The 1,236-nt window shown below is 42.2% G+C and carries 1 protein-coding gene; it reads right to left on the reverse strand.

Going from position 1 to position 1,236, the window contains the following annotated elements:
• Positions 1-84: 84 nt before the first annotated feature.
• On the reverse strand, positions 85-1,128 hold the full coding sequence (locus ACOI1D_RS21670; protein WP_422504274.1) for an IS30 family transposase: 1,044 nt from the start codon (positions 1,126-1,128) through the stop codon (positions 85-87).
• Positions 1,129-1,236 lie beyond the last annotated feature (108 nt).

Genomic DNA, 1,236 nt, shown 5'->3' on the forward strand with positions numbered 1-1,236 from the left:
GGTAAATTGCAATATTAAATGCAACACCCTTCGTGAAACCGCCAAATATGGGGTTAAGGGGTGGCAATTTATTACTTTGGTGGCTTAAGCCACCAAAGTAATAAATTGCGCGAACGCTTCGTCAGGGGTAAGGTATTTCAAGATTTTTCTTGGCAGCTGATTAAGCCAATCTTCAACCTCACCAATCATTTTAGTTGCATATGTGTGAATCGGTTGTCCTTTCTTGATGAATCTTCGAATTAGTCCATTATGACGTTCGTTTGTTCCGCGTTCACATGATGTGTAGGGGTGCGTGAAATAGACTTCGAATCCCTTTTGTTCACCGAGGGATGCTAGGGCACTAAATTCAGATCCATTGTCCGCCGTAATACTTTTAAAGACGGTATATGGCTCTGACATGTATTCTGCCAATACGGCTTGTAATGCGACATCTACAGAAGCCGCATCTTTGCCTGGAATACGTCTGACAATTTCCTTTCGTGTCTTTCTCTCAACGAGGGTCAATAAAGCATCGTCATTGGATTTCTTGCCAATAACGGTATCGATCTCCCAGTGACCAAATTCTTCCCTAGTTTCAACAGATTCAGGGCGTTCCTCTATGCTTTTGCCTAGTATGCGTTTGTTCACTCGCGGTTTCTTTTTCTTGGTTGAACGGCGCACTTTCATTGCTAGGTCCATATTGATCACAGACAGCTTTCCCTGATCAATCCAGTTATAGACGCTCTTGGTTGAGGGTACGTATGTTCCTTCGAACTCCGGCTGTCTTTTTGCATATCCGACAACTGCATCTGGAGACCACTGGTCCTGCAAGATTTTCTTCTCGGCATAACCAAGGAATTCCCATGCTTCTATGGCAGTGGAATGGGCACCGCAATGTTCACGGTTTTCTTTGTATACACGTGCTCCAGTGTCAGGAAAGTATTTGATAATAGTTTCATAGTTTGAGTTAAGCTGCGGAACAGATCCGCGCTTGATTTCTCGCGAAATTGTACTGACATTTCGGCCTAATTTTTCCGCTATTTTTCTTTGTGATAGGCCAACGTTTAAATAAGCCGACAATTCGCCTCTTTCGGTTTCGGACAAATGTTTAAATGTACCTGTAGGTGTGTTAGAATATGTCTGAGTCATCGTGATTTCCTCCGTGTGTTAATTTGTTTTAGTCGACATTAATATTACACGGTTTCACGATGGCTTTCTATTTTTTTTAGGTGTTGCATTTGATTATACAATTAACCA

It is taken from the genome of Virgibacillus sp. DJP39 (assembly GCF_049310925.1).
GTDB lineage: Bacteria > Bacillota > Bacilli > Bacillales > Amphibacillaceae > Virgibacillus_F.